Genomic DNA, 22,511 nt, shown 5'->3' on the forward strand with positions numbered 1-22,511 from the left:
GCCCCGGCAGCCGCTAAGCTATGGACCCTTTCGCTGCATAGTCCACATCTCGATGCCCCAACGCCCCGCCCTGTTTCCGGTCCTGCTCGCCGGCGCCACGTTGCTGCTGGTCGTTCACGGGCTGGGCCGTTTCGTCTATACGCCGCTCCTGCCGTGGCTGGTAGAAGACGGGCTACTGACGGTACGAGAAGGTGCCAGCATCGCCACTTGGAACTATCTGGGCTATCTCATCGGCGCACTGCTGGCGTTGCGCTGGCACCGGGTTGCGCAAATCCGCCGCAGCCTGCCTTGGGCCCTGGTGGTGCATGTGCTCAGTACGCTGGCGCAGACCCAGGCCGATTCCGCCGATGCGCTCTCGGCGCTGCGTCTGCTCAACGGTATCAGTAACGGCCTGGTCTTCGTCCAGGCTCCTTCGCTGATTCTCGAGTGGCTGGCGCGCCAACGCCGCGTATCTTCCAGCGGGCTGGTTTATCTGGGCGCCTGTGTCGGGCTGATCCTGTCCAGCCTGCTGGTCAGTCTGAGCAATGGCGTGCTGGTGGGTGCAGAGCGCTGGTGGCCCGCTGCGCTGCTGTCCATTCCATTGGCATGGTGGGGCTGGCAGCAGTTGTCCCGACTGGACATGCCGGACACACAGCCCGCCGACGAATCGGAACACGCGCCAAGCGGACGTCTGCTGGATCGCGCCAGTACACCGCTGTTTCTCTCCTACGCCGGTGCCGGCATGGGCTACATCCTGCCGATGACGTTTCTGCCGATGGTCGCGCGTCTGCAGGTCGAACCCGGCGACCTTCTCATCGAAAGCAGCTGGCTGGTGGTTGCACTCGCGACGCTGCCCTCACCCTGGTTGTGGAACCGCCTCGGCGCCCTGCTGGGCGATGTTCTCGCCTTGCGCCTGAGCTATGTCACTCAACTGCTTGGCGTGCTGGCCGCCCTGTTGCTGACGGGTGCTCCAGGCATCCTGCTGTGCGCCGTGCTGGTCGGCGGCACCTTTCTCGGCACGGTCCTGCTGACCCAACGCCTGGCCCGCGCACTGCACCCGCACCAGGGGCCGCGGCTGTCGGCGGCTCTGATTGCGCTATACAGCCTGACTCAGTTGGCCGGCCCTTGGCTCACAGGGATCTGGCTGACCATGGGCGGCTCCCTGCATAGCGCGTTCTGGCTCGGCGCCGGCGCGCTGCTATGGGGCCTGATCTGGATGCTGCGGGTTCCACGTCGCGCCTGAAAGCTGTGGGACAATGTCGGCTTTCACCGTTACCAGCAGCCGAACATGACCGTCCCGAAATCAGCTAAGGCGCCATCACGCGCCGCCAGGCCCACCGCCGGCAACGCCAGCCTGCATCCGCGTAATCGTCATACCGGACGCTACGACTTTCCCGCGCTGACCGCTGGCAGTCCAGAGCTGGCGGAGTTCGTGATCATCAACCCCTACGGCAAACAGAGCATCGACTTCGCGAACCCGGATGCCGTACGCGTGTTCAACCGCGCCTTGCTCAAGCAGTTCTACGGGATTGCGCACTGGGACATCCCGCCAGGCTATCTGTGCCCGCCGATTCCCGGCCGGGCCGACTACCTGCATGGCCTCGCCGACCTGCTGGCGGACGAAAACGCTGGCGAGATTCCTCGGGGCGCGCGCATTCACGCCTTGGACATCGGTACCGGCGCCAACTGTATTTATCCGCTGATCGGTCTGCGCGAATACGGCTGGCGCTTTACTGGCTCGGACATCGATGCGGTCGCTTTGGCTTCAGCCCGTACCATCGTCGCGGCGAACAAGCTGGGCAAAAGCATCACATTACGTCAACAGAGCGACTCACGGCACATATTCGAACATCTCGTGCAAAGCGACGATCGCTTCGACATCACGCTCTGCAATCCGCCTTTTCATGCGTCGCAAGCCGAGGCCACCAGTGGCAGCCAGCGTAAATGGCGCAACCTCGGCAAGCTCGATCCCAAACGCAAATTGCCGACCCTCAACTTCGGCGGCCAGGCGGCAGAACTGTGGTGCGAGGGGGGCGAAGCGGCATTCATCGCCCGGCTGGCGGACGAAAGCCGTGGCGTGGCGCAGCAAATCTGCTGGTTCAGCACGCTAGTGTCCAAAGCAGGCAATGTGCAGCCGGTGCAGGCTCGTCTGAAGAGGCTCGGTGCCCGGCAGATACGCCTTTCGGACATGGCTCAAGGACAGAAGCGCAGCCGCTTCGTCGCCTGGACCTTTCTGACCGAAGAGCAGCAGAGCGAGTGGCGAGCGACTCGCTGGAAAGCTCAGCCGGGCTGACTCAATTCAGCATACGTCGCAAATACTTGGGCGCATCCTCATAACCCAGCCGCGCATAGAAGCGATGGGCCGCGTCGCGACGAACGTCGCAGTGAAGCTCCATGCGATCACAACCGCGGGCTCGTGCCCGCTGCTCGGCAGCCTGCACCAGTTGTTCGCCGATCCCCTGGCTGCGCGCCGTCGAGTCGACACACAGATAGCTGATTCGGCAGAAGTCGCCCTCAAGGGCCAGCTGTACGATTAAATGCAAGGAGATAAAACCGAGCAGTTGGCCCGCATCCGCTTCTGCCACTAACAGGCAAGCATCATCATGACTCAGTTGCTGCTGAAGGCGGCGCTCGATGAACTCATCGCTTCCTGAATAGCCAAGCTCGCCCAGCAGGCGGGCTATCGCCGCAGTATCGCCGCGGTGCGCCTCACGCACGCGGGGCACGGGTTCAGACCGCCACGTCCCAGAACTGCTTGTTCTTCAGCGCCATTGTCTGGATGTAACGTGGCTGGCCATTGATCTCTTCCAGCTCGGTCATGCCGGCGAGTTCGCCGACCACGCGGTAGCGCTTGCCGACGCGCTTGTCCTGCAGTGGGTAGAGTTGAGCGATCTGTTGGGCGAGTTCGGTAAGAGTGGACATGTTCGGTGGCTCCAGATAACGGCATGCCGCAGCTTTTTACAGGTCTTCGATGACCGTTATGCGACAGTTTTCTTTCGTCTCGCTTGTTGGAGCCATCTGTGCCGAATTGATTCCTTAGCGGCTTTAAAAACTGCCCAAACGATTGATCAACAGATCCCTACGCCCAGCTGCAGCAATGCCAACCCGCCCTGCTGCCAGCCCCAAAAGGCCATTGCCATGAGCAGCGCCAGCAGCATTGCGCCGCCGGCCCAGAGCCATCCGCGACGCATCAGGCCATCCCCGCCGCCAGGCGCACCCGTTCGACCGGCTGCTCGCGAATCGGCCAGTTCAGCGCGGCGGCCATCAGACTGAGCGCGATAGAAATTTGCCAGACCAGGTCGTAGCTGCCGGTCTGGTCGTATACCCAGCCGCCCAGCCAGCCGCCGAAGAACGAGCCGATCTGATGAAACAGGAAGACGATTCCGCCCAGCATCGACAGGTTGCGCACGCCGAACAAGGTGGCCACCGTGCCGTTAGTCAGCGGGACCGTGGACAGCCACAGCAGGCCCATCGCGATGCCGAATGCGTAGGCGGTCCACAGGGTCAGCGGAGCGAAGAAGAACGCACTGATCACCACCGCCCGGAGCAGATAGAGCGCCGTCAATAGCTTGGGTTTCGAGTAACAGCCGCCCAGCCAACCGGCGGTATAGGTCCCCACCACGTTGAATAGCCCGACCAGTGCCAGCACCGTAGTACCCGCCATCGCCGGTAGGTGCTGATCCACCAGATACGCTGGCAGATGCACGCCGATAAATACCACCTGGAAGCCACAGACGAAGAACCCCAGCGCCAGCAAGCGGAACCCGGAATGACTGACCGCCTCTCGCAGCGCCTCGACCAATGACTGCTGAGGCCCGGTCACCGCTGCCGGCGGTCCGCTACGCAGCATCAGCGCCAGCGGCATGATCAATGCCACCAGCAGGCCCAGCGCCAGCAAAGCCGATGACCAGCCCAACCAGCTGATCAGACCGAGCGTGCCGGGGAGCATGGCGAATTGGCCGAAAGAGCCAGCGGCACTGGCGATGCCCATGGCCATGCTGCGCTTCTCGGCCGGCACGGCGCGGCCGACCGCGCCGAGAATCACCGAGAACGAGGTGCCGGACAATCCCAACCCGATCAGCAGACCTGCGCTCAGCGACAACGAGACCGGCGAGTCCGCGCCAGCCATGAACAACAGACCGACCGCATAGAGCACGCCGCCGATCAATACGGCCCGAGCAACCCCGAAGCGGTCGGCCAGCGCGCCGGTGACCGGCTGCGCCAAGCCCCAGATCAGGTTCTGCAGCGCGATGGCAAAGGCGAAAACCTCACGCCCCCAGCCAAACTCAGCGCTCATCGGCGGTAAAAACAGGCCGAAGCCATGCCGCGTCCCCAGGGAAACGGCAAGGATCAGTGAACCACCCAACAGGATCCAGACACTGTTGCGCCATATCGCATTCATAGCCGACACACTTTGCAAAAAATGAGGGAACCCATCTTACTCGCATACCCCCACCCAACCGCACTCACTTTTTTGCTCTGCGACGAGCACCGTCGCTCGGGTAAACTGCCGCCTGTCTGTCTGACCCGACGCGAGTAACCCATGCCGATTCGCCACTGCATTGTTCATCTGATCGAGAAGAAGCCGGACGGCACACCTGCCGTTCTTTACGCCCGAGACTCCGAACTAGGCGAGTCCCAGGCCATTGAAAATCTCCTGGCTGATCTCAACGAAAGCTACAACGCCAAGCAGGGCAAGGCCTGGGGTTACTTTCACGACGAATCCGGCGCTTATCCGTTCAGCGGCTGGCTGAGCCAATACATGGATGGCAACCGGGATTTCACCGCGTTCAGTCGGCAAGCTGTGGAGCATCTGCAGAAGCTAATGGAGGAGTCCAACCTCTCCACCGGCGGGCATGTGCTGTTCGCTCATTATCAGCAGGGCATGACCGATTATCTGGCGATCGCCCTGCTGCACCACAGCAACGGGGTGACCGTCACCGATTCGCTGGATGTAGCGCCAGCCAAACATCTCGACCTCGGCCAGTTGCACCTCGCTACTCGAATCAACCTCTCCGAGTGGAAAAACAATCAGCAATCGAAGCAATACATCTCGTTCATCAAAGGCAAGAACGGCAAGAAAGTCTCGGAGTACTTCCGCGATTTCATCGGCTGCCAGGAAGGTGTCGATGGTCCCGGCGAGACGCGAACGCTGCTCAAGGCATTTAGCGATTACGTCGAGAGCGAAGACCTGCCAGATGAGAAGGCACGCGAGAAAACCAGCGCCTTGGTCGGTTATGCCAGCAGCCAGGCGAAGATCGGCGAGCCGATGTCCCTCGAAGAATTGTCAGGTGTAATCGACGAGGAGCGTCCGCGGGCGTTCTACGACCATATCCGCAACAAGGACTACGGCCTTTCGCCGGAGATTCCGGCAGACAAGCGCACCCTCAACCAGTTTCAGCGTTTCACCGGACGAGCCGAAGGACTGTCAATCAGTTTCGAATCGCACCTGCTGGGATCGAAGATCGAATATGACGAAGCCCGCAACATGCTGATCATCCGCCAGCTGCCGACCCAACTGACCGATCAGCTCAAACGCCGCAAGGACTGAACCACCACTGGAGCAAACCACCGGCAACGGCACGGAGTGCTTCAGCATGCCTTGCTCTATCTGCTCCCGCTTGCGGCGGAACGGAACGAAATTCGACCGCCGTGGAATGAAATGCCGGTCTGTCAGTCACATGGCTGCTCGATTGGAGCTGCAACCCCGCACGACCCGTTCTGGTAAGGATTCACAATGGATTGGCTTCACCTGATTATTCTGTCGCTGGTGCAGGGCATCACCGAATTCCTCCCGATCTCCTCCTCCGCTCACCTGATTCTCCCGTCCCAGGTGCTCGGCTGGCCCGACCAGGGTCAAGCATTCGATGTTGCGGTGCATGTCGGCACGCTGTTAGCGGTGCTGATTTGCTTCCGTCATGAAGTGATCGCCACCAGCCGTGGCTGGTTGGCTCACGTATTCAGGCAACAGGTCAGCGCCGAAAGCCGACTGGGCTGGGCAATCATCATCGGTACCCTGCCAGCGGCCATTTTTGGATTGCTGATAGAAGACTACATCGAGCAATACACCCGATCGATGCTGGTCATCGCCGCTACCACCCTCATCTTCGGCTTGGTGCTGTGGTACGCCGACATCAAGGGTCGGCGAGTCGCCGAGATGGATCAACTGACCTGGAAGAGCGCGCTGATCATCGGTTTCGCCCAGGCGCTGGCGCTGATCCCCGGCACGTCCCGCTCGGGCATCACCATGACTGCCGCGCTGCTGCTCGGCTTTACCCGGCAGACTGCCGCGCGCTTCTCGTTTCTGCTGTCGATACCGCTGATTCTTGCGGCGGGTGGGCTGAAGGCCGTCGAGCTGGTCCAGTCCGGGGAAGACGCGCAGTGGAACGACATCTTCATCGGTGCTGCCCTGTCCTTCATCGCCGCCTTCCTCTGCATCAAGCTGTTTCTCAAGGCTCTGGATGCACTGGGTATGTTGCCGTTCGTGATCTATCGGCTGCTACTGGGCGTCACGCTGCTGTTCATCGCCCTGTAAGCCGCGCAGAGCGCCCGCGGCCCGGCCGCCGTCCGCGGGCGCATCGCATCAACAGGCCTCGAGGCGATAGCCGATACGCGGGAAATGCACGTGCACGACGCCAGCGCGCTCGTCTTCACGTCGCAGGATCAGCTCTTCAACACCGGCGAACACCAGTTCACCCGTCACCGGATCGGTCCCGTAATCCACGGCGGCGATCGTCACCTGCTGGCCCGCCTGGAAACCATTGGGTTCGAAAAACGCCTCGTCTGGCAATGGAGCCGGCGTGGCCTCGCGGGAACACGTCAGCGCCGCTTCGGCGGACATTTCACTATGCGAGCCATGTCCGACGCCCAGGATCTTGCTCAGCCAGGCGGCGACCTCCGGGTAATCCTCGACCAGCGGCGCGGTAACCGGCGTGGCCTTGAGGAACCACAGACAATGCGCAACGGCAAAATCCGCGATGCAAGGCGCGCTTCCCAGCAGGAACTCACCACTCTCGCGCGCCAGTTGCTGCTGCAGTCGAGCCATCAACACCGGCCAATGATTCTTGGCCTGTTCCAGCGGGATGCGTGACACCGAACCGCCGCTGAACAGCTGGGCGCGATCCTTGCTGAACACCTGCACAAACTCCTTGGGCACCTGAGCGAAACGCAGCGCCATGGACTCCGGCTGGAACACCAGACTCACCGCGTGCAGAAACAGCACCGAATCGGCCCACTGTGCCAAGGTCGCAGCGACGAACTCCTGACCTTCCGGGAACAACGCCGGCGTGCTTTTCTCAGCCTCGAGGCGGCGGGCCATCAGCGCGGTGTCGCAATATACGTCGGCGCCGATCTGCAACACCGGCGTACGCCGGTAGCCACCGGTCAGGGCGGTGAGATCAGGCTTGGGCATGACAGGAGGGATCGCCACCGAGCGCCAGGAGAGCTGCTTGAAACCCAGCATCAGGCGCGCCTTTTCAGCGAAGGGAGAAGTGGGATAGTGGTGCAGAATGATTTCGTGCATTGCAGGCTCCGCCAGTCTTTTCAGGTAGACCGGCAGCTTACTCGCGACCGAGCAAGCGGCCTACCCGTTCAGCTGATTGCCTCACCATTCACCGATACACAGCCACCGTGCGCAGAAACCAAGGCCTCCTTGGCCGGTTTTTTTAGCTGCTTGATGGCTCGTTCCCGGCGTAGTGCATCGCTCTTGCTGACGCAGGCTTCGACATACACCAGCGCCACCGCCGGGCTGGAGTGAAAGAAACGCGCACCTTGACCGCGCTGGTGAGCGGCGAAGCGGCGGTGTACATCGTCGCTTATTCCGCAATACAGCGAACCGTTAGCAGCCCGCACCAGATAAACGAACCAGGGCTTTGCAGAAGCGACGCTCATGCGACGGGGTCCTCAATGGGCGATATCGCCACGTGACGCGCCGAGTGGCTCGGCCAGGAGCGTTGGATTTTCCCGACCCATTGCGCCTGACGCAAGTTCGCTGCGATTCGCCAGTAGCTGCGCCTTAAGCATTGTCAGCGTATCTCGGGGTGATCAACCGATGCATGTCCACCACCGCCAGTTGGTAGCGAGAGCCCACGACGGCCATGGCTTTCGGGTCATTCGCCGCTTCGCTTAGCAAAGTCCGTCGATCCTGTCGAGATATGGTGGCGGTTCGCCTTTGCGTATACTGCGCCGATGTTTGCCCAAACCGCGTTCCGCAAGCGCTGCACCTCTTGGTTGCTGGCGACCGGACTCTTCCTGATGCTCAGCAGCTGCGCTGAACCGCCCAGCGCGCTCGAGCGTGTCAAGGAGGAAGGTGTACTGCGCGTGATCACCCGTAACAGCCCGTCGACCTATTTCCAGGATCGCAACGGCGAAGCCGGCTTCGAGTACGAGCTGGTCAAACGCTTCGCCAGCCATCTCGGCGTCAAGTTGCAAATCGAGACAGCCGACAGCATCGAAGATATTTTCACCCGCCTGAACCGCCCGGGAGGCCCAACTCTCGCGGCTGCGGGACTAGTGGCCAGCGAAGGACGCAAGGACCTGGTACGTTTCACCAAGCCCTACCTGGACGTGACGACCCAAGTGGTCTACCGCCGGGGGCAACGCCGACCGACCCAACCCGAAGACCTCGTAGGCAAGCGCATTCTGGTCCTCAAAGGCAGTAGTCAGGCGGAAAAGCTCAAGGCGCTGCAGGCCGAACTGCCGGAGCTGCGCTACGAGGAATCCGACGCGGTAGAGGTAGTCGATCTGCTACGCATGGTCGATGAAGGCCAAGTCGACCTGACGCTGGTCGAGTCGAATGAGCTGGCACTCAATCAGGTCTACTTCACCAACGCACGGGCGGCATTCGAGCTGGGCGATCAGAACAGCCTCTCATGGATCGTCGGCAAGGGTGAGGACGATAGCGTGCTCGAAGCCGCCAATCAGTTCCTTGATCAGGCGCGGGAGAACGGCACGCTGCAGCGTTTGCGTGAGCGTTACTACGGTCACGTCGACGTGCTCGGCTATGTCGGCGCCTACGCCTTCGCCAAACATCTGCAGCAGCGCCTGCCGCGGTATGAAAAGGTATTCCGCGAGACGGCCAAGGAGCATGGGGTGGACTGGCGCCTGCTCGCCGCAATCGGTTACCAAGAGTCTCATTGGCAACCGGAAGCCACCTCGAAGACCGGCGTGCGTGGGCTGATGATGCTGACGCTGAACACGGCCAAGGCCATGGGCGTGAACAATCGCCTCGATCCGGCACAGAGCATTCAGGGCGGCGGAAAATACATTGCCCGAATCCATGACAACCTGCCTGAGAGCATCAAAGAACCGGATCGCACCTGGTTCGCCCTGGCCGCTTACAACATCGGCGGCGGGCATCTCGAGGATGCGCGCACGCTAGCCGAGAGCGAAGGGCTGGATCCCAACAAATGGCTGGACGTGAAGCAGATGCTGCCACGCCTGTCGCAGAAACAGTGGTACACCAAGACGCGCTACGGTTATGCCCGCGGCGGCGAGCCGGTGCACTTCGTCGCCAACATCCGCCGCTATTACGACATCCTGACCTGGGTGACCCAGCCGCAGATGGAAGGCCAGCAACTGGTGCATAACGAGTTTCACATCCCCGGCGTCAACGCCACCGACCTCGGCGAAATCCTGCCACCTCTGTAAGCCCGACCAAACTCAAGGCCGGCCGATCGGGGCGAAGCTGCCGGCGGTGTGATCGGCCAATACCTGCGCCGCCAGCTCAACCTCCAGCCCCCGTCGCCCGGCGCTGACGTAGATGGTCGACTGCATCTGCGCCGAGCTGTCGATAAATGTGCGCAGTCGCTTCTTCTGACCCAGCGGGCTGATGCCGCCCACCAGATAACCGGTGGCCCGTTGCGCCGCCATCGGATCGGCCATCTCGACCTTCTTCACCTTGGCCACCTGAGCCAGCGCCTTCAGATCAAGCGTACCTCCAACCGGCACCACTGCGACCAGCAGCTCATTCTTCTCGCTGCAGGCCAGCAGCGTCTTGAATACCCGCGCAGGTTCGAGGCCGAGTTTTTCAGCGGCCTCGAGCCCATAGGAGGCAGATTTCGGGTCGTGTTCGTAGCTGTGAATGCGGTGCTCGGCCTTGGCCTTTTTCAGCAGATCGATGGCGGGCGTCATGGCGAAAGGAATCGTCGAGTAGAGGTCGCTACAGTAGCCAAAAACACAACGGCCCGCACCCTGTGCGGGCCGTGAATATAGCGGCATGCCAGCGCCGTGGCGCCTCGGGCTCAGGCCACCTTGACCCGCTGTGTCGCGCGCAGCTGCCGGGCCGCCACCACCATGTTGACCAGCGCCGCCTCGGTTTCCGGCCAGCCGCGGGTTTTCAGGCCGCAGTCGGGATTGACCCAGAGCCGCTCCGCAGGGATGCGCTCGCTGGCCTTTTCCAACAGTTGCACCATTTCCTCCGTTTCCGGTACCCGTGGCGAATGGATGTCATAGACGCCCGGGCCGATGTCATTGGGATAGTCGAAGGCACGGAAGGCTTCAAGCAGCTCCATCTGCGAGCGCGAGGTTTCGATGGTAATGACGTCAGCGTCCATTGCGGCAATCGACTCGATCACGTCGTTGAACTCGCTGTAGCACATGTGCGTATGGATCTGCGTTTCGTCACGCACACCGCTGGCGCAAAGGCGGAACGCCTCGACTGCCCAGTCGAGATACCCCTGCCATTGTGCGCGACGCAACGGCAAACCTTCACGAAACGCCGCTTCGTCGATCTGCACGATCTTGATGCCCGCCACCTCCAGATCGCATACCTCGTCACGGATCGCCAGTGCCAGCTGCCGGGCCTGCTGCTCGCGAGTCAGATCCTCACGAGTGAAGGACCACATCAGCATGGTCACCGGACCGGTGAGCATGCCCTTCATGACCTTCCCGGTCTGCTCCTGGGCATAGCGAATCCACTCCACCGTCATGGCCGCTGGGCGACTCAGATCGCCATAGATGACCGCCGGTTTGACGCAACGCGAGCCATAACTCTGCACCCAGCCGAAACGGGTGAAGGCGTACCCGTCCAGTTGTTCAGCAAAGTATTCGACCATGTCGTTGCGTTCGGCCTCGCCGTGCACCAGCACGTCCAGACCCAACTGCTCCTGTACGGCCACGGCATGGCGGATCTCCGCCTGCATCGCCTCGGTGTACTCAGCCAGCGCCAGCTTGCCTTGCTTGAAGGCCTGACGTGCCAGGCGGATCGCCGGCGTCTGCGGGAAGGAGCCGATGGTTGTCGTCGGGAACGCGGGCAGATCCAGCCGCGCACGCTGCTGTTCGATCCGCTCGGCGAAGGGCGACTGGCGTTGGCTGTCACGCGGCTTGATCGCGGCGAGACGCGCCTGCACCTCGGCCTTGTGAATACGCGGCGACTGCGCCCGGCTGACCTGAACGGCCCGGCTGTGCTGCAACGTGGCCAATACCTGAGCGTCTTCCGGTGTGTCCAAGGCACGCGCCAGGACCGCGACTTCAGCGCATTTCTGTACGGCAAACGCGAGCCAATCCCTGAGCTCAGCGTCCAGCTGATCTTCGCGAGCCAGATCCACGGGGGTATGCAGCAACGAACAGGAAGGAGCGACCCACAACCGATCGCCGAGACGCTCGCTGGCATGGCGCAACACAGTCAGCGCCTTGTCCAGATCGCAGCGCCAGACGTTGCGTCCGTTCACTAGACCGAGGGAGAGAATCTTGTAGCTCGGCAGTCGATCGAGAATTACCGGATACTGTTCCGGCGCACGCACCAGATCGATGTGTAGACCGTCCACCGGCAATGCAGCGGCCAGCCCAAGATTATCTTCAAGACCGCCAAAATAGGTCGTCACCAGCTTCTTCAACGGCGCTCGCTGCAGCAGGTGATAGGCCCGCTCGAAGGCGTTCTTCCAGTCCTGCGGCAGATCCAGCACCAGAATCGGCTCATCGATCTGTACCCATTCGACGCCCTGCGCAGCCAAGCGCTCGAGCACCTCACCGTAAACCGGCAGCAATCGTTCGAGCAGTTCCAGCTTGTCGAATGCGTCGCCCTTGGCCTTGCCCTGCCAGAGATAGGTCAGCGGACCAATCAATACTGGCTTCACGGCATAACCCAGTGCCTTGGCCTCCTCGACCTCCTCGAACAACTGTTTCCAGCACAGACTGAAAGATTGATCCGCGGTGAATTCAGGCACCAGGTAGTGGTAGTTGGTATCGAACCACTTGGTCATCTCCTGCGCCTGCCCGCTGCCACAGCAGTTCCTGCTGACGCCGCGCGCCATGGCGAACAAGGTCTCCAGTGTCGGTGTGCCCTCGGCTGGACGAAACCGCTCGGGGACCACGCCGAACATCAGCGAGTGCGTCAGGACCTGGTCGTACCAGGCGAAATCACCAACGGGCAACAGTTCGATTCCCGCGTCGGCCTGCAATTGCCAATGCACGGCGCGCAACTCGCGGCCGACTCGGCGCAGTTCGTCCTGGCTCAGGTCGCCCTTCCAGTACGCCTCTAACGCCTTTTTCAGTTCACGGTCGGCGCCAATGCGCGGAAAACCCAGGGAATGAGCAACAGCCATAACAATCTCCAATTCATCTCGATTCAATGGAGGGGATTGTGGATGCCGCATGCTAATGAAACAAACTAATGCATTTTGATTTGCACATTAATAATTTTCATAGTCGATATTTCTTTCGTTATACCCTCTACATTCCCAGTTGCTGCAAGAAGAATTGAAATGATCAGTGAAGACCAACCGGAGAATCTTAGTGCGCTGTTGGAGCTCCTCGGCCAGGCCGGCGAACCCAGCGAGCCGGTTACCATCCAGAGCATGCTCGAAGCGACCGGCCAGCGCAGCTTCGGGGCCTTGTTGCTGGTGCCGGGATTACTGGTGTTCTCGCCGCTCTCGGGTATTCCGGGACTGCCAAGCGTCTTTGCCGTCATGGTGGGGTTGATTGCGGTTCAGTTACTGATCGGGCGCAAACACTTTTGGCTGCCCCGATGGTTACTGCGCCGTGGTGCGTCGAGGAGTAAATACGACCGCGCCATCGCATTGCTGAAACGCCCCGCGCGCTGGGTCGATCAGTTGCTGCGCCATCGCCTGACGGTTCTCACCGAAGGCCTCGCAGTCCGCGTCAATGCGCTGGTGTGCCTGTTGATCGCCGCCACCATGCCGCCGCTCGAGCTGATCCCGTTTGGCAACTCCGCTGCGGGCGCCGCGCTGAGTTTCCTCGGGCTGGGCATGATGGCGCGCGACGGCGCACTGGTAATCGTCGCCCTCCTGTTTCTCTGCGTGCTGGCCTATCTGGTCAGCCGAATCTGGATGTGACCTTGCCCCATTTACTCCGCAGCGTCCGCTGCCGGTCGGTAGAAAGATCAAACCGTTGCGAGCCTCGGGTGAGGTCGGCCGATCATTCTGCCGGCTCGACAATAGCCACCGCCCTGGAACACACTTCGCCAACACAATGAGTGATGCTCAAGTCACCGCAGTTTCCTCGATCGAGTATTTCCTCGGATCCTGGCCCCGACACCGACACCGCAGGAAGCCCGCAGCATGCTGGAAATCCGTCACCTGAAAACCCTTCATGCATTGCGCGAAACCGACAGCCTCGTCGAAGCGGCCGAACGCCTGCATCTGACTCAGTCGGCGTTGTCGCATCAGTTCAAGGAACTGGAAGAACGTTTGGGCCTTCAGCTATTCGTGCGCAAGACCCGCCCCGTGCGCTTTACCAGCGCCGGCTTGCGCTTGTTGCAGCTGGCGGACAGCCTGTTGCCGCAATTGCGCAGCGCCGAACGTGACCTGGCCAGACTGGCCGGTGGCACGGCGGGCCGCCTGCACATGGCCATCGAGTGCCATAGCTGTTTCCAGTGGCTGATGCCGACCATCGACCAATTTCGCGATGCCTGGCCGGAAGTCGAACTCGATCTGGCATCGGGTTTCTCCTTCGCACCGTTGCCGGCCCTGGCTCGCGGCGATCTGGACCTGGTCGTGACATCCGACCCGATCGAGATGCCCGGCATCACCTATGTCCCGCTGTTCACCTACGAGGCCCTGCTGGCGGTCGCCAATCAGCACCCGCTGGCAAACCGGCCCTATGTGCGCGCCGAAGACCTGACCAGTGAAACCCTGATTACCTATCCGGTCGAGCACGACCGGCTGGATATTTTCACCCGCTTCCTTGAGCCGGCGGATGTCGAGCCAGCGCAAGTCCGCACGTCGGAGCTGACGGTGATGATGATGCAGTTGGTGGCGTCGGGCCGCGGTGTCTGTTGTGTACCGAACTGGGCGCTGCACGAATACAGCACGCGCGGCTATGTCACCGCTAAGCGCCTGGGAGAAAAAGGTCTGTTTGCCACCCTGTTCGCTGGCATCCGCGCCGACATGCTGGATTCGCCATTCATGCGCGATTTTCTGCTGACCGCCAAGGACACCTCCTTCGCTACCCTCGAAGGCGTCAGCGCGGCGCCGAAAGCAAAATAAGCCGAGCTCAGCCCAGGTCAGCCCAGACGATAAGGCAGCGCATCGCACGCCGCCTCGGCGTAACGCAGCACGCCGAGGCGTTCCTGCTCAAGGAATTCACTCACCGCGGCGCGCAGCCCGGGATGCGCCAAGTAATGCCAGGAACGGGTGATCACCGGTTCGAAGCCGCGAATCAGCTTGTGTTCGCCCTGCGCCCCGGCATCGAAACGAGACAGCCCGGCCGCGATGGCCTGGTCGATGCCCTGATAGAAGCAGGTCTCGAAGTGCAGCCGATCGAACTCGGCAAGACAACCCCAATAACGTCCATAGAGCCCGCTCGCGTCGATCAGGCTGAAGGCCATGGCGACCGGTCGGCCGCCCTGCCGGGCCAGCACCACGCGGATCGCCTCGGGCATCCGCTCGGCCAGCAAACTGAAAAAACTGCGGGTCAGGTAGGGCGCCTGACCGCGCACATAATAGGTATTGGCATAACAGGCGTAGACGAAGTCCCACTCGACCTCGCTGACCTGATCGCCCTCGCGCCAGTCGAATTCGATCCCCTGCCCCGCCACTTGCTCACGTTCCTTGCGCAACTGCTTGCGTTTGCGCGAGGTGAGGCCGTCGAGGAAATCCTGAAAATCCCGGTAGCCACGGTTGTGCCAGTGAAATTGACAGCCGATACGTTCCAGCCAACCGTCGCGCCCCTGAAAAATAGCGTCGGCGTCCGGCTCGGTGAAATTCACATGCAGGCTGGACTGGCCGTTCTCGGCAAGTACGGCGGTGAGTTGGTCGAGCAACTCGCCTGCCGCCTCGCGATCGCCCAGCAGGCGCGCGCCGGTCACGGGCGAAAATGGCACCGCACACAGGAGCTTCGGGTAGTACTCGATTCCGGCACGGTGGCAGGCGTCGGCCCAGGCCCAGTCGAAGACGTATTCACCGCTGGAATTGGTCTTGCGGTAAAGCGGTAACGCGGAAACGGCATTGCCTTGCGCATCATTGAGCAAGCGGTGCTGAGGGCGCCAGCCGCTGCGTCCACCGACACTGCCGCTGTCCTCAAAAGAAGAAAGAAAGGCATGCCGAAGAAAGGGTTGTCTGTGGCCGCCAAGCAGCGCATCCCAGCAAGTGGGGCTGATATCGGCAAGGCGAGAAAGCGTCTGGATAGGCATGTGCCTAGTCTCGCCGCTCACAAAGCGGAACTGAAGTGTTTCTTGGCATCGGCATATCCAGAGATTCTTGGGGCAGCAGTACAGCCATAGGATGAAAGAACGGTGAACGACGTATCCGTCATCAAACCGTCGTCAAATTAGCAAAAAGCTGTAACCACACCCCCTCATTCTGCCCACAGCCGCTTGGGGGGTTAGGACCCGGAGGCGGCATAGCTACCAATCCGCGAACGCACAGAAAGGAAAAATCATGCCACGCAAGCTTCTCCCCCTGACCCTCGCCATCGCTGCTGCAGTCGCGTTGCCCACCACTGCCAACGCCTACGAAATAATCGGCAAGCAGCTGGAGATCTATGGCAAGGCCCACGTGTCGGCGGACTTCGTGGACAACGACACCGACAGCGAGCTGGCCATCGCCAGTAACTCGTCGCGTCTGGGCTTCAAGGGCGTCACCGAAATCAACCCCGATCTGAACGTGGTCTACCAGATCGAATCCAAAATCATCGTTGACGAAGGCGGCGACAATTTCGCCGGGCGCAACACTTTCGTTGGTTTGGCTGGCGACTTCGGCCAGGTTCTGGTGGGTAACCAGGACACGCCGCTCAAGAACGTGCGCAACGCCTTCGACGTGTTCGGCGACACCGTTGCCGACGCCCGCAACGTGGCTGATGAAGCCAACCGCCGCGCCAAGAACAGCATTCAATACATCAGTCCGAGCATGGGCGGCCTGGTCGCCAGCGCCATGTACGCCACGTCCTATGCGGACTACGAGACCGTGGACGGCGATATCGAAGACAACGACTACTCCCTCGCAAGCGTTGCCTTGGGCTACAGCATCGGCGACCTCGAATTCAGCGCCGGTTACGAGAAGGCTGACGGCGACGATAACGATACCGTCGCCACCGACGTCCGCGCCTACGAGTCCGATGCGTTCCGCGTTGCCGCCGGCTACACCTTCGGCGCAATCCGTCTGGGCGCGATGTTCGACCGTTACGAAGAAGGCACTGCCGACGGTGATCGCGACCGTGATGCCTGGGGCCTGAACGGCGCCTACAAGTTCGGCGCCAACACGTTCAAGTTGCAGTACATGGCCGCTGATGACTGGAGCGATACCGACGACTCCGGTGCCAGCCAATGGAGCGTCGGCCTGGACCACAAGCTATCCAAGCAACTGTCCATCTACGGCATCTACAGCATGCTGAAGAACGACGACAACACAGCTGACTACCAGATCAAGGGCGGCCACGACACCGATGTCTACAACGTAGTAGCACTTGGCGATGACATCAATGTGTTCTCCCTGGGCATGGTCTATAGCTTCTAATCGACACTGAACGCGCTCCCTTTCAGGATCTCCTGACGCAGGCTCCCATCGATCGATGGGAGCTTTTTTTTGCGCCATCAACACGATCAGTAATGTCATAGCAGCACGGGCCGCTTATTTGCGGCGCAAAATCACACTACCGATTGAGTAACCGGCACCGAACGAGCTGAGCACGCCGAGGCTGCCAGCCGATAGGTCGTCCTGATGTTTGTGAAAGGCAATTACCGAACCGGCCGAACTGGTGTTGGCGTAGGTATCGAGAATCACCGGCGCCTCTTCCGGGCTGGCGTCGCGGCCCAGCAGTTTGCGCACGATGAGTTGGTTCATATTGAGGTTGGCCTGGTGCAACCAGAAGCGCTTGACCGAGCTCACCTCGATATCGTTCTCCTTCAGATGGTCACCGATCAGCTCGGCCACCATCGGGCAGACTTCCTTGAACACCTTGCGGCCCTCCTGGACGAACAGCTTGTCCGGGTTGGTCATATATTCCTCGGCGGTGCGATTGAGGAAGCCGAAATTGTTGCGGATGTTGTTGGAAAACTCAGTCACCAGACGGGTGCTGACGATGTCCCACTGATGGCCGGAAGTCGCCAGATCGGCGCGTTCGACAATCACCGCGGTGCACGCGTCGCCGAAGATGAAGTGGCTGTCGCGGTCGCGGAAGTTCATATGGCCGGTGCAGATTTCCGGATTGACCATCAGGATTGCCCGTGCTTGCCCCAGCTGCACCGAATTGGCCGCATTCTGGATACCGAAGGTGGCCGAGGAGCAGGCCACGTTCATGTCGAAACCGAAGCCCTTGATGCCCAGTGCCGCCTGCACTTCGATGGCGATCGCCGGATAGGCGCGCTGCAGGTTGGAACAGGCGACGATGACGCCGTCGATATCGGCGGCCGTCTTGCCTGCGCGCGCCAGTGCCTGCTCGGCCGACTTGACCGACATCTCGCAGAGGATCGACCACTCGTCATTGCCGCGCTCGGGAATGCGCGGAACCATGCGGTCCGGGTCGAGAATGCCTGCCTTGTCGGTGACGAAACGGCTCTTGATACCCGAAGCCTTCTCGATGAAGGCGGAGCTGGATTCCGGTACCGGCTGCACTTCGCCCGCCTCGATGGCGGCGGCGTGTTCGGCGTTGAAGCGACTGGCGTAGGTGTTGAATGACTCGACCAGTTCGTCGTTGGAAATGCTGTAGGCAGGGGTATAAAGGCCGGTACCGCTGATGACGACGTTATGCACAGTCGTTCCTCTTGAATATTGGCTGATCGTTTTCTGGCGCCGCAACGGAGCGAGGCCGGTCAGCGCCGTTCGCCATCGTTCATGCCGCGTCTGTCTATATGGCGGCTATTGTGCACGAAAACCCGACAGATTCAGCAGCTGGGTATTGAAATGCAGACAAAACAGATCACAAGACTGCAAACGACACACCCACGCCAAGGCGGCCGGCAAATCGGGGGCTGGACGCGATCCGCCCCGGATACCCGCACGCGAATCGTGGCGCACCATCCGACAATGATCGGCTTTCAGCTATTCTTGCGATCTCAACACACAGGATCACCCGATGAAAGACCCACTCGCCGAACTGATCCGTCTGATCAGCTCGGGATGCATGAGCGACGATGAGATCAACCGGCTTGCTGACGAAGCGGCTCAAGCCTATGCCGATCCTCAGGCCTTTCTGCAGGCCAACCCGGACATCATCTACGACGATGACTTTCCCATTCCGCTGGGCGAATGGATGATCGTCGGCAGCCTGCCGGACACCGTGCTGTTCCAGGCCGATGATTACCAGGCGCTGTTCGAGCAGATCGTCGGATCGTTCGGCCCGGACGTGAATTTCGTCCTCAAGCCCAAGCAGTTGGCGAAAACCGAGCCGCTGAAAGCGCTCAACCGCATTCAGACTCAACTCAGCAGCCTCTACCCGGAAAAAGGCGGCTATGTGCTGGTGGATTTCAGCGAGCCGCTGGATGACGAGCTGCAAGCGGTGCTCGTGTACACCACTGACATCGAGCGAGTAATGGCTCTGGCAGTTGACGTAGGCATCTATGCCGCGCCGGCGCTTGCCGCGTTACAAGCAGAAAGCGAAGACTGACTCAGCGCCGGCGCAACGGCTCCAGCAGCCCGGAGAGGCCGTTGTGATCGATTTCCTGCATCAGCGCCAGCAACTGCCCAATCTCCCCGGGCGGAAAGCCGACCCGAGCGAACCAGTTCAGATAATTGCCCGGCAGATCGGCAATCAGGCGGCCCTTGTACTTGCCGTAGGGCATCGTCTGGGTTACCAGGCGTTCGAGGTCCTCAGGTTTCATGGCAGATCCAGGCGGTGGTTCGGGCGGCAGATACTGCCATAGCTCACATGGACGGACACGCTCACCGCGTTTCTCTTTCGCACATTCGCACTGCCTATCGGTCGGATAGAAATGCAGTTACCGGAGCATGCGCACCGCTTTGGCAGAATGAGCGCGCTGACGCAGCTGTATCAAAATCACGAAAGCCGAGGACAAGAATGACGGATCAACCGAACACCAGGCCCGAGCTGGACGACGCTGCATTGGCCTTCGCCGAAGGGGTATTCGAAAGCACGCGTAAGGGCGATGCCTCACGACTGGCCGACCTGCTCGGACGCGGCTTGCCCGCCAACATCCGCAACCACAATGGTGACAGCTTGCTGATGCTCGCCAGCTATCACGGCCATCTGGACGCCTCGCGAGTATTGCTTGAGCACGGTGCCGACCCCCAGTTGTGCAACGACAAGGGCCAGAGTCCCCTGGCCGGAGCTGCTTTCAAGGGCAACCTGGAAATGACTCGACTGCTGCTCGATCATGGCGCCAATGTCGAAAGCGCTTCGCCCGATGGCAAAACTGCGCTGATGATGGCTGCCATGTTCAACCGCAGCGAAATTGTGGAGTTATTGTTGGCGCGCGGTGCGGACTTGACTCGCTCCGACGTGAACGGCATGACCGCCTTGGCAGCGGCACAAGCCATGGGCGCGCAGGATACGCCCCGGTTGCTCGCCGACGCGCTGGCCACGCGATGCTGATTTCGCTGAAAAGCACGTCGCTCTTTGGGCTGCCCGCAGCGTAGCGATGGCTGGTCGAACGAGCGGATAGATTCCTTTGCCATATTGCACCTTGGCCCTGAGGCGTATCGGCCTGCCTTCCGACCAGACGAACGGGTTGCGTCCACGCAGCCCCCGTTCAGATGACGTCTGCATGCCCCATACCCGAAGCGCTCAAACACCGTTAACTCTGCGACCTCCGATCTTATTCGTAAGCCGAACAAACCGACGCTGTATTCATTCGATGATTCCAATGAATCGACAGGGCCCAATGCGTATCGTAATAATCCTTTCATCGTGAATATGGATTGACCCACCCGGTCGATCCCCCGACGAAGGATCGATCAAGCCATGCGCGCTCTGGCCCTTGCGGTGTCTTTTCTGATTCCTAGCGTCGCGGCGTTTGCGGAGCAGGCGCCCTTGCGGTTCTCAATCAGCGACAGTTCAACCATGCCGATGATCAGCTTCGACAACGGTCAGCCTAACGGGGGCATTCTCCACGAACTTCACCGAAGCATTGCTGAGAAACTGGGACGAAAAGCCGAACAGCAAGTAGTTTCGCGCACACGCGTCCAGTCGCTATTGGTCAATGGCGAGGTTGACGTGAACTGTTATACGAATCCTGCCTGGCTTGCGATTGAACTCCCGAACTACCGTTGGAGTGTCCCCTTCATGGCTCAACAAACCGTGCTGGTGGCGCGAGCTGAGACCACTGCCACTGATCTGGCGCACCTGCATGGCGAACGGATAGGCACAGTCCTGGGCTTTTATTATCCGGACGTGGACGCGCTGTTTCTCAACGGAACACTGACCCGCGACGACGCTCGAACCGAGTATCAGGGCTTGATGAAGCTCGAGGCTGGCCGTATACGCTACGCCGTGAGCACACAGGTCGCGGTCGATTGGTTCAATCGAAACCGGCCAGAAAACACCAGGTTGAAGACCGTTGACCAAATCAACGAGTTTTCGGTCCACTGCGTCGTTCGCGATGAGCCAGACGTGCCCGCCGCGGAAATACTGAATGCGATGCAAGAACTGAAGAAGGCTGGCACCTTCGACGCGATTTTGTCGAGGTACCGCTGACCTCGGTTATTGCATGCATTGGCAGCCGCAACATTCAACCAGCTCGTATGGCACGAACTAGGCGGCGCATCAGCTGCCTACCTAGTCGAAAATCAATCGCTCCAGCATCAGCTCCGCCTACTCGAACCGAGCGGCGCGTCTGTTACGCAAACCATTTCTTAGAGGCACCAATGATCCAAGTGAATGCCACAGGCAAGCCGATACTTTCGGCGCGCGCGATCCTGTTGATAGAACTGGCCTTGGCCATGGGTGGTTTTGCCATCGGCACGGGAGAGTTCGCCATCATGGGGCTGATGCCCAACGTCGCGCAGGGGCTGGGCATCAGCGAGCCGCAGGTCGGCCACGTGATCAGCACCTACGCGCTGGGGGTGGTGGTCGGTGCGCCGCTGCTGGCGATCCTCGGCTCGCGGCTGTTCCGCCGGCATCTGCTGTTGCTGCTGATGAGCTTCTTCGCGCTGGGTAATTTCGCCAGCGCCATGGCTCCGGACTATCAATCGTTGATGGTGTTCCGCTTCATCGCCGGGCTGCCCCACGGCGCCTATTTCGGCGTTGCGATGCTGGTCGCTGCATCAATGGTCGCACCGGATCAACGTGCCAAAGCGGTCAGCCGAGTGCTGGCCGGGCTGACCATCGCCATGCTGATCGGCAACCCCATCGCGACGTGGCTGGGGCAGTGGCTGAGCTGGCGTTGGGCGTTCGGCCTGGTGGGGCTCATCGCGCTGCTGACGGTGCTGCTGGTGGCCATCTTCCTGCCTCTTGACCGCAGCGAGCCACGTAACAACCCGATGCGCGAACTGCGCGATTTCAATCGCAAACCGGTGTGGCTGGCGCTGGCCATCAGCTCGATCGGCTTTGCCGGCATGTTCTGCGTATTCAGTTACCTGGCGCCGACCCTGCTGGAGGTTACCGGCGTCAGCGAATACTGGATTCCGGTGGGCCTGGCGGCCTTCGGCCTGGGTGGTATCGTCGGCAATATCTTCGGCGGCTGGCTATTCGACAAGCTGCGCTTCAAAGCAATCGCCTGGCTATTGCTCTGGAGCATTTTCGTCCTGCTGGTATTCCCCTTCGCCACCCATTCACTGTGGACCATCCTGCCGGCGGCCTTCGCGGTGGGCACCATGGTCTCGCTGTCGCCCGCGCTGCAGACGCACCTGATGGACGTTGCCGCCGATGCGCAGACGCTGGCCGCAGCCTCCAACCATTCGGCATTCAACGTTGCCAACGCGCTCGGCCCGTGGCTTGGCGGGGTGGCCATCAGCGCGGGTCTGGGCTGGACCTCTACCGGCTACATCGGCGCCGCGACCGGTGCCGTCGGCCTGCTGGTGTTCTGGTGGGCCTGGACGTCGCGCGAAGAAGGTGAAGAGAACCCAAATACAGCCATCACCTGCGATTGAGTATCTGAACCAGTGTGGGATGGGTCGAGTTTGCGTTACCCATCCCACGAAGCATCGCTGAACAGCCGCGACCGATACCAATCAGTCCGTTTC

Annotated in this window: 23 protein-coding genes; 12 read left to right on the forward strand and 11 right to left on the reverse strand. The window is 60.9% G+C overall.

Annotated features, from left to right (window positions below; all coding sequences use genetic code 11):
• Positions 1 to 52: 52 nt before the first annotated feature.
• Together CH92_RS15245 and rlmF are read left to right on the forward strand one after the other, a co-directional pair.
• Positions 53 to 1,222 carry a YbfB/YjiJ family MFS transporter gene (locus tag CH92_RS15245; protein ID WP_025242632.1) on the forward strand — a complete coding sequence of 390 codons (1,170 nt, stop codon included), beginning with the start codon at positions 53 to 55 and terminating at the stop codon, positions 1,220 to 1,222.
• Between the two features lie 45 nt (positions 1,223 to 1,267).
• Complete coding sequence (rlmF, locus tag CH92_RS15250; RefSeq protein WP_025242633.1) at positions 1,268 to 2,272, forward strand: 23S rRNA (adenine(1618)-N(6))-methyltransferase RlmF; 1,005 nt, start codon at positions 1,268 to 1,270, stop codon at positions 2,270 to 2,272.
• A gap of 1 nt (position 2,273) precedes the next feature.
• On the opposite strand, the gene CH92_RS15255 is transcribed toward rlmF, so the two are convergent.
• From CH92_RS15255 to CH92_RS15265, 4 genes are all read right to left on the reverse strand, one after another.
• A complete protein-coding gene (locus CH92_RS15255; protein ID WP_051517566.1) occupies positions 2,274 to 2,705 on the reverse strand; it encodes a GNAT family N-acetyltransferase in 432 nt (143 codons plus the stop codon).
• A gap of 4 nt (positions 2,706 to 2,709) precedes the next feature.
• Positions 2,710 to 2,901 carry a hypothetical protein gene (locus CH92_RS15260; protein WP_025242635.1) on the reverse strand — a complete coding sequence of 64 codons (192 nt, stop codon included), beginning with the start codon at positions 2,899 to 2,901 and terminating at the stop codon, positions 2,710 to 2,712.
• Positions 2,902 to 3,047: 146 nt separating this feature from the next.
• On the reverse strand, positions 3,048 to 3,170 hold the full coding sequence (locus tag CH92_RS22410) for a hypothetical protein (protein ID WP_256059205.1): 123 nt from the start codon (positions 3,168 to 3,170) through the stop codon (positions 3,048 to 3,050).
• Positions 3,170 to 4,381 (reverse strand): MFS transporter, encoded by a 1,212-nt coding sequence (locus CH92_RS15265; protein ID WP_025242636.1) that lies wholly within the window; start codon positions 4,379 to 4,381, stop codon positions 3,170 to 3,172. Before CH92_RS15265 ends, CH92_RS22410 begins: the two co-directional genes overlap by 1 nt.
• Before the next feature lie 141 nt (positions 4,382 to 4,522).
• Between CH92_RS15265 and yejK the strand changes: the two genes are divergently transcribed.
• Both yejK and CH92_RS15275 read left to right on the forward strand, forming a co-directional pair.
• Positions 4,523 to 5,530, forward strand: a complete 1,008-nt coding sequence (gene yejK, locus CH92_RS15270) for a nucleoid-associated protein YejK (protein ID WP_025242637.1) — start codon at positions 4,523 to 4,525, stop codon at positions 5,528 to 5,530.
• A 186-nt stretch (positions 5,531 to 5,716) separates the two neighbouring features.
• Positions 5,717 to 6,514 (forward strand): undecaprenyl-diphosphate phosphatase, encoded by a 798-nt coding sequence (locus CH92_RS15275; RefSeq protein ID WP_025242638.1) that lies wholly within the window; start codon positions 5,717 to 5,719, stop codon positions 6,512 to 6,514.
• 48 nt (positions 6,515 to 6,562) lie between these two features.
• On the opposite strand, the gene CH92_RS15280 is transcribed toward CH92_RS15275, so the two are convergent.
• Both CH92_RS15280 and CH92_RS15285 read right to left on the reverse strand, forming a co-directional pair.
• Positions 6,563 to 7,501 (reverse strand): glutathione S-transferase family protein, encoded by a 939-nt coding sequence (locus CH92_RS15280; RefSeq protein WP_025242639.1) that lies wholly within the window; start codon positions 7,499 to 7,501, stop codon positions 6,563 to 6,565.
• Positions 7,502 to 7,569: 68 nt separating this feature from the next.
• Positions 7,570 to 7,869: a GIY-YIG nuclease family protein gene (locus CH92_RS15285; RefSeq protein ID WP_025242640.1), complete on the reverse strand. Its 300-nt coding sequence runs from the start codon at positions 7,867 to 7,869 to the stop codon at positions 7,570 to 7,572.
• Between the two features lie 297 nt (positions 7,870 to 8,166).
• Here CH92_RS15285 and mltF point away from each other — a divergent pair, with 297 nt between their 5' ends.
• The gene (gene mltF, locus CH92_RS15290; protein ID WP_025242641.1) at positions 8,167 to 9,627 is read left to right on the forward strand and encodes a membrane-bound lytic murein transglycosylase MltF; all 1,461 of its coding nucleotides are present in this window, start codon (positions 8,167 to 8,169) and stop codon (positions 9,625 to 9,627) included.
• Positions 9,628 to 9,639: 12 nt separating this feature from the next.
• On the opposite strand, the gene ybaK is transcribed toward mltF, so the two are convergent.
• The gene (gene ybaK, locus CH92_RS15295) at positions 9,640 to 10,110 is read right to left on the reverse strand and encodes a Cys-tRNA(Pro) deacylase (RefSeq protein WP_025242642.1); all 471 of its coding nucleotides are present in this window, start codon (positions 10,108 to 10,110) and stop codon (positions 9,640 to 9,642) included.
• 110 nt (positions 10,111 to 10,220) lie between these two features.
• Positions 10,221 to 12,521 (reverse strand): 5-methyltetrahydropteroyltriglutamate--homocysteine S-methyltransferase, encoded by a 2,301-nt coding sequence (gene metE, locus CH92_RS15300; protein ID WP_025242643.1) that lies wholly within the window; start codon positions 12,519 to 12,521, stop codon positions 10,221 to 10,223.
• Between the two features lie 159 nt (positions 12,522 to 12,680).
• On the opposite strand from metE, the gene CH92_RS15305 reads away from it, so the two are divergent.
• Together CH92_RS15305 and metR are read left to right on the forward strand one after the other, a co-directional pair.
• Entirely contained in the window at positions 12,681 to 13,271 is a 591-nt protein-coding gene (locus tag CH92_RS15305) for an exopolysaccharide biosynthesis protein (protein WP_025242644.1), read from the forward strand.
• Positions 13,272 to 13,496: 225 nt separating this feature from the next.
• Positions 13,497 to 14,423 (forward strand): transcriptional regulator MetR, encoded by a 927-nt coding sequence (gene metR / locus CH92_RS15310; RefSeq protein WP_025242645.1) that lies wholly within the window; start codon positions 13,497 to 13,499, stop codon positions 14,421 to 14,423.
• A gap of 17 nt (positions 14,424 to 14,440) precedes the next feature.
• On the opposite strand, the gene CH92_RS15315 is transcribed toward metR, so the two are convergent.
• Complete coding sequence (locus CH92_RS15315) at positions 14,441 to 15,568, reverse strand: GNAT family N-acetyltransferase (protein WP_025242646.1); 1,128 nt, start codon at positions 15,566 to 15,568, stop codon at positions 14,441 to 14,443.
• Positions 15,569 to 15,815: 247 nt separating this feature from the next.
• Here CH92_RS15315 and CH92_RS15320 point away from each other — a divergent pair, with 247 nt between their 5' ends.
• On the forward strand, positions 15,816 to 16,889 hold the full coding sequence (locus CH92_RS15320; RefSeq protein ID WP_025242647.1) for a porin: 1,074 nt from the start codon (positions 15,816 to 15,818) through the stop codon (positions 16,887 to 16,889).
• Positions 16,890 to 17,003: 114 nt separating this feature from the next.
• Here the strand turns inward: CH92_RS15320 and CH92_RS15325 are convergent, their stop codons facing one another.
• Positions 17,004 to 18,125, reverse strand: a complete 1,122-nt coding sequence (locus CH92_RS15325) for a beta-ketoacyl-ACP synthase III (protein ID WP_025242648.1) — start codon at positions 18,123 to 18,125, stop codon at positions 17,004 to 17,006.
• A 322-nt stretch (positions 18,126 to 18,447) separates the two neighbouring features.
• Here CH92_RS15325 and CH92_RS15330 point away from each other — a divergent pair, with 322 nt between their 5' ends.
• Positions 18,448 to 18,978, forward strand: a complete 531-nt coding sequence (locus CH92_RS15330) for a hypothetical protein (protein WP_025242649.1) — start codon at positions 18,448 to 18,450, stop codon at positions 18,976 to 18,978.
• 1 nt (position 18,979) lies between these two features.
• On the opposite strand, the gene CH92_RS15335 is transcribed toward CH92_RS15330, so the two are convergent.
• Positions 18,980 to 19,192, reverse strand: coding sequence for a DUF3820 family protein (locus CH92_RS15335; protein ID WP_025242650.1), 213 nt, complete (start codon positions 19,190 to 19,192; stop codon positions 18,980 to 18,982).
• Between the two features lie 197 nt (positions 19,193 to 19,389).
• Between CH92_RS15335 and CH92_RS15340 the strand changes: the two genes are divergently transcribed.
• From CH92_RS15340 to CH92_RS15350, 3 genes are all read left to right on the forward strand, one after another.
• The gene (locus CH92_RS15340) at positions 19,390 to 19,923 is read left to right on the forward strand and encodes an ankyrin repeat domain-containing protein (RefSeq protein ID WP_025242651.1); all 534 of its coding nucleotides are present in this window, start codon (positions 19,390 to 19,392) and stop codon (positions 19,921 to 19,923) included.
• A gap of 369 nt (positions 19,924 to 20,292) precedes the next feature.
• Positions 20,293 to 21,024 carry a substrate-binding periplasmic protein gene (locus CH92_RS15345; protein WP_025242652.1) on the forward strand — a complete coding sequence of 244 codons (732 nt, stop codon included), beginning with the start codon at positions 20,293 to 20,295 and terminating at the stop codon, positions 21,022 to 21,024.
• A 170-nt stretch (positions 21,025 to 21,194) separates the two neighbouring features.
• A complete protein-coding gene (locus CH92_RS15350) occupies positions 21,195 to 22,418 on the forward strand; it encodes an MFS transporter (RefSeq protein WP_025242653.1) in 1,224 nt (407 codons plus the stop codon).
• Positions 22,419 to 22,511: the final 93 nt, after the last annotated feature.

Origin of the sequence: Stutzerimonas stutzeri, assembly GCF_000590475.1 — a bacterium.
GTDB lineage: Bacteria > Pseudomonadota > Gammaproteobacteria > Pseudomonadales > Pseudomonadaceae > Stutzerimonas > Stutzerimonas stutzeri_D.

Bases quoted from the DNA above. Each gene is read 5' to 3' on its own strand.
- CH92_RS15305 (WP_025242644.1), top strand. From the start codon at position 12,681: ATGATCAGTGAAGACCAACCGGAGAATCTTAGTGCGCTGTTGGAGCTC.
- CH92_RS15340 (WP_025242651.1), top strand. From the start codon at position 19,390: ATGACGGATCAACCGAACACCAGGCCCGAGCTGGACGACGCTGCATTG.
- CH92_RS22410 (WP_256059205.1), bottom strand. From the start codon at position 3,170: ATGCGTCGCGGATGGCTCTGGGCCGGCGGCGCAATGCTGCTGGCGCTG.
- CH92_RS15320 (WP_025242647.1), top strand. From the start codon at position 15,816: ATGCCACGCAAGCTTCTCCCCCTGACCCTCGCCATCGCTGCTGCAGTC.
- CH92_RS15345 (WP_025242652.1), top strand. From the start codon at position 20,293: ATGCGCGCTCTGGCCCTTGCGGTGTCTTTTCTGATTCCTAGCGTCGCG.
- rlmF (WP_025242633.1), top strand. From the start codon at position 1,268: ATGACCGTCCCGAAATCAGCTAAGGCGCCATCACGCGCCGCCAGGCCC.
- CH92_RS15335 (WP_025242650.1), bottom strand. From the start codon at position 19,192: ATGAAACCTGAGGACCTCGAACGCCTGGTAACCCAGACGATGCCCTAC.
- CH92_RS15275 (WP_025242638.1), top strand. From the start codon at position 5,717: ATGGATTGGCTTCACCTGATTATTCTGTCGCTGGTGCAGGGCATCACC.
- metR (WP_025242645.1), top strand. From the start codon at position 13,497: ATGCTGGAAATCCGTCACCTGAAAACCCTTCATGCATTGCGCGAAACC.
- yejK (WP_025242637.1), top strand. From the start codon at position 4,523: ATGCCGATTCGCCACTGCATTGTTCATCTGATCGAGAAGAAGCCGGAC.
- mltF (WP_025242641.1), top strand. From the start codon at position 8,167: ATGTTTGCCCAAACCGCGTTCCGCAAGCGCTGCACCTCTTGGTTGCTG.
- CH92_RS15245 (WP_025242632.1), top strand. From the start codon at position 53: ATGCCCCAACGCCCCGCCCTGTTTCCGGTCCTGCTCGCCGGCGCCACG.
- CH92_RS15315 (WP_025242646.1), bottom strand. From the start codon at position 15,568: ATGCCTATCCAGACGCTTTCTCGCCTTGCCGATATCAGCCCCACTTGC.
- CH92_RS15260 (WP_025242635.1), bottom strand. From the start codon at position 2,901: ATGTCCACTCTTACCGAACTCGCCCAACAGATCGCTCAACTCTACCCA.
- CH92_RS15265 (WP_025242636.1), bottom strand. From the start codon at position 4,381: ATGAATGCGATATGGCGCAACAGTGTCTGGATCCTGTTGGGTGGTTCA.
- CH92_RS15285 (WP_025242640.1), bottom strand. From the start codon at position 7,869: ATGAGCGTCGCTTCTGCAAAGCCCTGGTTCGTTTATCTGGTGCGGGCT.
- CH92_RS15280 (WP_025242639.1), bottom strand. From the start codon at position 7,501: ATGCACGAAATCATTCTGCACCACTATCCCACTTCTCCCTTCGCTGAA.
- metE (WP_025242643.1), bottom strand. From the start codon at position 12,521: ATGGCTGTTGCTCATTCCCTGGGTTTTCCGCGCATTGGCGCCGACCGT.
- ybaK (WP_025242642.1), bottom strand. From the start codon at position 10,110: ATGACGCCCGCCATCGATCTGCTGAAAAAGGCCAAGGCCGAGCACCGC.
- CH92_RS15350 (WP_025242653.1), top strand. From the start codon at position 21,195: ATGATCCAAGTGAATGCCACAGGCAAGCCGATACTTTCGGCGCGCGCG.
- CH92_RS15330 (WP_025242649.1), top strand. From the start codon at position 18,448: ATGAAAGACCCACTCGCCGAACTGATCCGTCTGATCAGCTCGGGATGC.